The organism is Blautia sp. ZXY-1-B12 (assembly GCF_056339915.1).
The window spans coordinates 1-7850 of sequence record NZ_JBWJVP010000062.1; the positions used below are offsets into that span (position 1 = coordinate 1).

At 42.7% G+C, this 7850-nt stretch carries 7 protein-coding genes and 1 pseudogene; 4 read left to right on the plus strand and 4 right to left on the minus strand.

The genetic code is table 11. From position 1 onward, the window contains the following. Positions 1-174 (plus strand): annotated as a pseudogene (gene mtnA / locus AC075L_RS04780) (S-methyl-5-thioribose-1-phosphate isomerase); the annotation flags it as partial. 89 nt (positions 175-263) lie between these two features. Here the strand turns inward: mtnA and AC075L_RS04785 are convergent. The 4 genes from AC075L_RS04785 to AC075L_RS04800 all read right to left on the minus strand — a co-directional run bounded on the left by AC075L_RS04785 (position 264) and on the right by AC075L_RS04800 (position 3713). Further along, on the minus strand, positions 264-1016 hold the full coding sequence (locus AC075L_RS04785) for a DeoR/GlpR family DNA-binding transcription regulator (protein WP_026648415.1): 753 nt from the start codon (positions 1014-1016) through the stop codon (positions 264-266). A gap of 83 nt (positions 1017-1099) precedes the next feature. After that, positions 1100-1744, minus strand: coding sequence for a dihydroxyacetone kinase family protein (locus AC075L_RS04790; RefSeq protein WP_026648414.1), 645 nt, complete (start codon positions 1742-1744; stop codon positions 1100-1102). 20 nt (positions 1745-1764) lie between these two features. Continuing rightward, a complete protein-coding gene (locus AC075L_RS04795; protein WP_119253615.1) occupies positions 1765-2757 on the minus strand; it encodes a dihydroxyacetone kinase subunit DhaK in 993 nt (330 codons plus the stop codon). 233 nt (positions 2758-2990) lie between these two features. Continuing rightward, complete coding sequence (locus AC075L_RS04800) at positions 2991-3713, minus strand: PHP domain-containing protein (RefSeq protein WP_118616911.1); 723 nt, start codon at positions 3711-3713, stop codon at positions 2991-2993. Positions 3714-4067: 354 nt separating this feature from the next. Here AC075L_RS04800 and AC075L_RS04805 point away from each other — a divergent pair, with 354 nt between their 5' ends. The 3 genes from AC075L_RS04805 to AC075L_RS04815 form a co-directional block, all read left to right on the plus strand. Next, positions 4068-6593, plus strand: coding sequence for a glycyl radical protein (locus AC075L_RS04805; protein WP_026648411.1), 2526 nt, complete (start codon positions 4068-4070; stop codon positions 6591-6593). Positions 6594-6668: 75 nt separating this feature from the next. Beyond that, positions 6669-7460 carry a glycyl-radical enzyme activating protein gene (locus tag AC075L_RS04810; protein ID WP_026648410.1) on the plus strand — a complete coding sequence of 264 codons (792 nt, stop codon included), beginning with the start codon at positions 6669-6671 and terminating at the stop codon, positions 7458-7460. Between the two features lie 194 nt (positions 7461-7654). Beyond that, on the plus strand, positions 7655-7850 hold a 196-nt coding region (locus AC075L_RS04815; protein ID WP_476387262.1), incomplete at its 3' end, for a class II aldolase/adducin family protein.

Below are 7850 nucleotides of genomic sequence, written 5' to 3' on the forward strand. Positions count from 1 at the left end.
GAGAAACGCATGGCTCCGGAAGGAGTCGGTGTTGTAAATCCGGCTTTTGATGTAACGGACCACAGTCTGGTAACAGGTATCATTACAGAAAAAGGTATTGCTTATGAACCATTTAAAGAATCCTTTGAGAAAATGGGGATTAAACCTGTGGAGAAATACGTAGATAAAAAATAATAGCCATATACAAAAAACCGGAATGAGGATTTTCATTCCGGTTCTTTTTGTGAACTGTATTGCTCATAATGATGAGCAGTGACAGATGGTCAGTAATAACGAACATTGTTTTTGTCCAGAAAATCTTTCCATTCCGGTGAGAATTCTGTGTCCAGAATAATGCCGTCCAGTTCGTTTAATGGAATAACGCTGGTAAAAGAAACATTATTCAGTTTGGAGTGGTCTACTGCCAGGTATTTCTGTTTGGCATGAGAAAGCGCCAGATAATGGATCACTGCAGAATTATCACTGGTATCGGTTGCTCCGAATTCCATGTCTATGCTCCGGCATGAGATAAAGGCTTTATCAAAGAAGTATTGTCTCAGGCTGCGGTGAGCACTGCTTCCTTCAAAACTTTTTGTGCGTGGAGAATATTCTCCTCCAATCAGGAAAAGATTTATTGTCTGTGAGGAGGATAGAATGTTGGCGATTTCCAGCGAATTTGTAACAACAGTCAGTTTTCTGCTGGCGATTTTGTTGGCGATAAACCATGCTGTGGTAGAGTTATCCAGGTAAATGATTTCTCCGGTCTGGATCAGGGCATCACATTTTAACGCAATAGTTTTCTTTTCTTCTGTTTTCAGAACCTGTCGGGTAGAAATATCCAGATCATTCTGGACTCCGTCCAGGATATAGGCGCCACCGTGAGTGCGGATCAGTTCATGTTCCTGTTCCATGGCACGCAGATCACGTCGGATTGTTTCACGGGTTACGTTCATGCGGACTGCGAGATCTGCAATGGTAACGCTTTTATTTTCCTGTAAAAGTTCTTTTATGAGATTTTGGCGTGAAATTGCAAGCAAATCAGGGCCTCCTTTCTTGATAAATAAATGCAACCAGCCGCAGTCCCTATTTTAATGGACTGCGGCTGTTTTGAAAAGCTAAATTATTTACAAATATAATTATGTAATCCCAGAATTTTGTAATAACCAGCCACAGCTCCCTGGTCTTCGACTCCTTCGCATTGTGCAGCATGTACAGCTGCTTTTCCGAAAACAGGAATCATATTCTTTGTTGCTTCGACTCCGGACCTGGCAGCATCAAGTGCCTGAGTAATTACTTCCTGCAGAGAAGCGCCGGCTTTTGCTGCTTTATCTGCGGACTGTGCAGCTGGGAGAATAGAATCATAGATAGTACGCTGGCCCTGTTCACATTTGCCACGCTTCTGGACGCCTGCGGCAAATCCTGTCAGATAAGCTGCCAGTGCGGGGGCATCTATTTCTGTTTTTCCTTTTAAGGCTTTTCCACCCTCCATGATTCCGGTTGACATAAGAAATCCCATTGTAGAAGGAACGAGGGAAGACATTTTCATACCGGATTTCATGAGAAGTTTACCGATGTCTCCGGCTGCACCGGTGGCTTCTTCGCGCATGATGTCCGGAAGAGAACCGTAACCTTTGCTCATGGTAAGACCGAGGTCGCCATCACCCAGACGGGCATCCATTTCGCATAATTCTTCTTTTTTTTCTATAAACAGATTTCCGACACTTGCAAATAAATCCGGAATCTGATCAAAAAGGATTTTGTCCATTTCTATTCCTCCTTGGACTTTTATTTCTGGCAGATGAATGGAGTATTTACGGGATGATCCATATATTTCTTTAATTCATCGTTCATTTTGCAGATTGAGATAGAAGCACCGGCCATTTCCATGGAAGTTGCATATTCGCCTACGATAGTTTTATAAATTTTAATTCCTTTGGAATTGAGAATCTGTGTAACATCGTTGGATAAAATATATAATTCTTCGATGGAAGTTGCCCCCAGACCATTGATCAGAATAGAAACTTCTTCGCAGTCTGCAACCGGCATATCGGTCAGAAGGGTATTCAGCGACTCTTCAGCGATTTCGCGGGAGGTCTTGAGCGGTCCGTTCCACACACCCGGTTCTCCGTGGATTCCCATTCCCATAGCCATTTCGTTTTCTTTTAATTCGAAGTTGGCGTGTCCGACTTCGGGAATGATACAAGGAGTTAATGCGAAACCTACGGTACGTGTATTGTCTTTTGCGAGCTGTGCTGCTGCAAGAACTTCATTCAGGGAACCTCCTTCGTCAGCTCTGGCACCGGCTGCTTTGAACATAAAGTATATTCCGGCAACTCCACGGCGGGTAGCTGGATCTTGGTGGGAGTTTACATCATCTGCTCCAACAATACTTCTGCATTCGATATCATCCATATCGCAGAGGTCAGTAGCCATATCGAATGTCATGATATCTCCGGTGTAGTTTCCGTACAGATATAAAACGCCGGCACCTGCTTCGACTTCTTTGGCGATATTATAAATCTGTTCGGGTGACGGGGACTGGAAAACGCCGCCTACTCCGCAGCCATCGATCATTCCGTCTCCTACATAGCCGAGAAACAGTGGAAGATGTCCGGAACCGCCGCCTGTGATGATTGCTACCTTGCCTGGCTTCTTCTCTGCTCTGCAGTAGCAGCGGAGATCATCAGCTGCGTATTTAACCTGATCTGAGTGAGCAGCGTAGATACCTTTAAGCATGTCATCTACGTAGTTTTCCGGTGCATTGATAATTTTCTTCATAAGATGCCTCCTTGCTGTTGATTATGATAAAAATGAATAATAAAACGGTTCATAGTAATAAGAACCTTGACTTTTATAACTATAATTTTAAATGCTTACCAATGGTTTGTCAATTAAAATGTACTGAAATGTGACTTTTTTTGGATATAAATTATATAAAATAACCAAAACAACATAATGTAAAAATGTGATGAAAAAAATAAAAAAAGAATGTTCGAAAGAGAACATTCTTTTTATGTACCGGAGCGTGTTTGGAGCAGGACTTTTAATCTGGGAATCTGATTATTTAGGATCAATGATTCAGGGAACATCAGCTGATGTACGAATTCGGCAGCATAAGTAAAATCACCGATATGATCTTTTCCGTGGCTGTCACTGGAGAGAATAATGGGAAGTTTGTAACGGAGACTGTAATGCAGAATTTGTGCTGCGTTGGAGCTGGTGTCTCCTCTGTAACCGTATGGAGCCAGGGATGCTTCATTAATCTCAAAAATTACATTTTCTTTCATGGCAGCTTTGGCAAGTGCGTTGTAATCAACCGGAAAATGTATGTCATCGCAATGTCCGAGGATTTTTACTGCCGGATGTTTCATAGCCCGGATATATGCCTGAGTGTTTTCTGATACAGAACCGGATTTATAGTTCTGCCGGTGCATGCTGATAATAGCATAATCCAGATTATTCAGAAGTTCATCTGAAAGATCAATCTGTCCGTCTGCATTCAGGATATCCAGCTCAACTCCATAAAGGATATCCACGTTGAACCGCTTTCTGGGACAGAATGGAAGACTTCTGAAATAAGAAGATGTTCCGGAAACAAGAGTACCGGGACCGTGGTCGGAAATTCCCAGAAGTTTCAGACCTTTTCTTCCGGCTTCCTTTGCCATATCTGAAATTGTACAGTTTGTGCCATGCCCGCTGGCAATGGAATGGGTGTGTATATCGGAAAGATACATAAGAACCTCCTGAGCCAAGTGAAATTGTCTGTTGCCGACTATATTGAAAATGTGGGGCAGCATATAGAAAGCATTGTTTATCTTGCTTATAGTATGGCAGATGAATTTGTGAAAGTCAACTAAAAGTCAAAACAAAAACAACAAATCAAAAAATAAAATCCAAACAAAAAACAACATAAAAACCGTAAAATATATGTTGGTTTTTGTTGACCTTAAAAGCTGTCTGAGGTATAATGAAACTATATGAAAACATGGAAAATAATTGTATTTTAGTTACTGTTCACGTATCATTTGAATAAACAGTTTAATGTGTGTGGCAGTAAGTTAACCTTTTATCCATGAGAAAGGAGCAACATGGAAAAATTTCAAACATCAGATATTCCTAAATCTCCCAGAATTCAGAAGCTGGTAGATGCATTGTATGCACATATGCCGGTGATTGAATCTGCCAGAGCGAAGCTGATCACGGAATCATATAAGGAAACAGAAGGAGAACCGATCATTACGCGAAGAGCGAAAGCGTTTGCTCATATTCTCCATAATATTCCGATTGTTATCCGTGATAATGAGCTGATCGTGGGAAGCAGTACAATCGCACCAAGAGGATGCCAGACATTCCCTGAATTTTCTTATGAATGGCTGGAAGCTGAACTGGATACAGTAGCAACCAGAACAGCAGATCCTTTTTACATTGCAGAGGAGACCAAGGCGGAGCTGAGGGAGGCGGACAAGTACTGGAAAGGAAAAACAACCAGTGAACTTGCAACTTCTTATATGGCACCGGAGGCAATTCGCGCGATAGAGCATAACATTTTTACACCTGGGAATTATTTTTATAATGGTGTAGGACATGTTACTGTGAAATACTGGGAAGTTCTGGAAATTGGATTTGAAGGAATTATGGCGAAAGCGCAGGCAGAACTGGATGGCTGTAATGTAGGAGACGGAGACTATGCAAGAAAGTCTCATTTTCTGGAAGCCGTGCTCCTGAGCTGTCAGGCTGTAATAGATTATGCTGCACGTTATGCAAAACTTGCGCAGGAGATGGCTGATCAGACCAGTGATCCGGTACGTAAACAGGAACTCCTTATTATAGCGGCAAACTGCAGCAGAGTTCCGGCAAAAGGTGCGCAGAACTTTTATGAGGCATGTCAGTCATTTTGGTTTGTACAGCAGTTGCTTCAGGTAGAATCCAGCGGACATTCTATTTCGCCGGGACGTTTTGATCAGTATATGTATCCTTATTATAAGAAGGATATGGAAACAGGAGCAATTACCCGTGGGTTTGCACAGGAACTGATGGATTGCATCTGGGTAAAATTTAATGATCTGAATAAATGCCGTGATGCAGCATCAGCAGAGGGATTTGCAGGCTACAGTCTTTTCCAGAATCTGATCGCAGGTGGTCAGAATAAAGAGGGAGAGGATGTAACCAACGATCTTTCTATTATGTGCATTCAGGCATCTATGCATGTACATCTGCCGGCACCGTCACTTTCCGTGAGAGTATGGAATGGTTCTCCACATGAATTTCTGATCAAGGCAGCAGAACTTACCAGAACAGGAATCGGACTTCCTGCATATTATAATGACGAGGTAATTATTCCTGCATTGCAGAACAGAGGATTATCTCTGGAGGACGCAAGAGATTACAATATCATCGGCTGTGTAGAACCACAGAAAGCAGGTAAAACAGAAGGATGGCATGATGCTGCATTCTTTAATATGTGCAGACCACTGGAACTTGTTTTTGCAAATGGTATGGATAAGGGTGAGATTGTGGGAATTCCTACCGGTGATGTCACTCAGATGAAGAGCTTTGAGGAGTTCTTTGATGCCTATAAGAAACAGATGGAATACTGCATTTCCCTGCTTGTAAATGCAGATAATGCGATTGACGTGGCACATGCAGAACGATGTCCGTTACCATTTCTCTCCTGTATGATCGATGACTGTCTGAAAGAGGGCAGGTCTGTTCAGGAGGGTGGAGCTGTCTACAATTTCACAGGTCCCCAGGGATTTGGAATTGCCAATATGGCGGATGGTCTTTTTGCAATACGTAAGCTGGTTTATGAAGAGAAGAAAGTATCTATGGAAGAGTTCAAAGAGGCGCTTGCGTGGAACTATGATAAAGGACTGGATGCGCAGTCAGCCGGTGACATGACAGAAATGATCATGAAAGCAATGCAGAAAGCCGGCAAAGAGGCAGATGCTTCTACAGCGGCAGGACTTCTGAAAACTTTTATAGGAATGAAACCGGGTGAGCAGAAGACTCAGAGATTCAAAGAGATTCATGATATGATCGATGAAGTACCGAAGTTCGGAAATGACATTCCGGAAATTGACTATTTTGCAAGAGAAGTTGCCTATACATATTCCAAACCGCTCCAGAATTACAGCAACCCAAGAGGTGGCAGGTTCCAGGCAGGTTTATATCCGGTATCAGCCAATGTACCGTTGGGCGGACAGACTGGTGCAACACCTGATGGAAGATATGCGCATACACCTGTTGCAGACGGCGTTTCTCCGTCAGCAGGCAAGGATGTAAAAGGGCCTACAGCGGCAGCTACATCCGTATCCAGACTGGATCATTTTATTGTATCAAACGGAACACTCTTTAATCAGAAGTTCCATCCATCTGCACTCTCGGGAAGAGAGGGACTGGAGAAATTTGTTGCACTGATTCGTTCCTATTTTGATCAGAAAGGAATGCACATGCAGTTTAATGTAGTAGACAGACAGACGCTTCTGGATGCACAGGAACATCCTGAGAAATATAAACACCTGGTAGTCCGCGTAGCCGGATACAGTGCATTGTTTACTACACTTTCCCGTTCGTTGCAGGATGATATTATTCGCCGTACAGAGCAGGGGTTCTGAACGGGAGGTTTTTTGCCGAGGACAGAACAGGCAGCAGTAAAGAATGAATAACAGAATCTGAAGAAAGGGAAAAGCATGGACTATTTGGATACAAAGGGCAGAATCTTTGATGTCCAGAAATATTCTATTCACGATGGACCAGGCATAAGGACGATTGTATTTCTGAAGGGGTGTGTCCTGCGGTGCAAATGGTGCTGTAATCCGGAATCTCAGGAATATAAGATCCAGACAATGAAGGTGCTGGGGGAGGATAAGATTATCGGACGTGATGTGACAGTCAGAGAGATGATCGAAGAGGTTGAGAAAGACAGACCGTACTATTACCGCTCGGGCGGTGGCATGACACTTTCCGGTGGAGAGTGTCTCTGCCAGCCGGAATTTACGAAGGCTCTTCTGAGAGCTGCCAAGGAGCGGGGAATTTCTACGGCGATTGAGAGCATGGCCTGTGCGAAATGGGAGACGATTGAATCAATCCTGCCTTATCTTGATACTTATCTGATGGATATCAAACATACCAATGCAGAGAAACATAAAGAATTTACAGGGCGTTCTAATGAACTGATGATGGAGAATGCCAGAAAAGTAGCTCTTTCCGGACTGACAAATCTGGTGATCAGAGTACCGGTAATTCCTACATTTAATGATACAGTGGAAGAGATTCAGAGGATTGCGGGATTTGCAGATACACTTCCCGGAGTAAATAAGATCCATCTTCTTCCGTATCACCGACTGGGACAGGACAAATATGAGGGGCTTGGAAGAACATATCTGATGGGGGATATTGAACCTCCATCCAAAGAACATATGGAAACATTAAAGAAAGCGGTGCATGCAGTCAGCGGTCTGGATTGTCAGATTGGCGGCTGATGAAAGCGATATATAAAGGTAATGCCGGTATTATCCGGATGAAATTGAAACAAAAATAAAACAAATAAAAACAACATAAAAAATGCAACAAAAACAACATAAAACAACGTGATTCTATTGACTTTTTGTATGAAATATTATACAATTACAACATAAACGTCAAAGAACCCAATGCCTTAAGGAGGAAAATGAGCATGGTAAACGAATTTGAAATCAAAAAACAGATCTGTGACATCGGAAGAAGAATCTACAACCGTAACATGGTTGCAGCAAACGACGGAAATATTTCCGTAAAACTCAATGACAATGAGTTCCTTTGCACACCTACAGGTGTATCTAAAGGATTCATGACACCGGAGTTTATCTGTAAGGTGGACAGACAGGGTAATG

What these genes read in the sequence shown, in the direction of transcription:
- AC075L_RS04795 (WP_119253615.1), bottom strand. Translation starts at nt 2,757, where the DNA reads ATGAAGAAAATTATCAATGCACCGGAAAACTACGTAGATGACATGCTT.
- AC075L_RS04805 (WP_026648411.1), top strand. Translation starts at nt 4,068, where the DNA reads ATGGAAAAATTTCAAACATCAGATATTCCTAAATCTCCCAGAATTCAG.
- AC075L_RS04790 (WP_026648414.1), bottom strand. Translation starts at nt 1,744, where the DNA reads ATGGACAAAATCCTTTTTGATCAGATTCCGGATTTATTTGCAAGTGTC.
- AC075L_RS04810 (WP_026648410.1), top strand. Translation starts at nt 6,669, where the DNA reads ATGGACTATTTGGATACAAAGGGCAGAATCTTTGATGTCCAGAAATAT.
- AC075L_RS04800 (WP_118616911.1), bottom strand. Translation starts at nt 3,713, where the DNA reads ATGTATCTTTCCGATATACACACCCATTCCATTGCCAGCGGGCATGGC.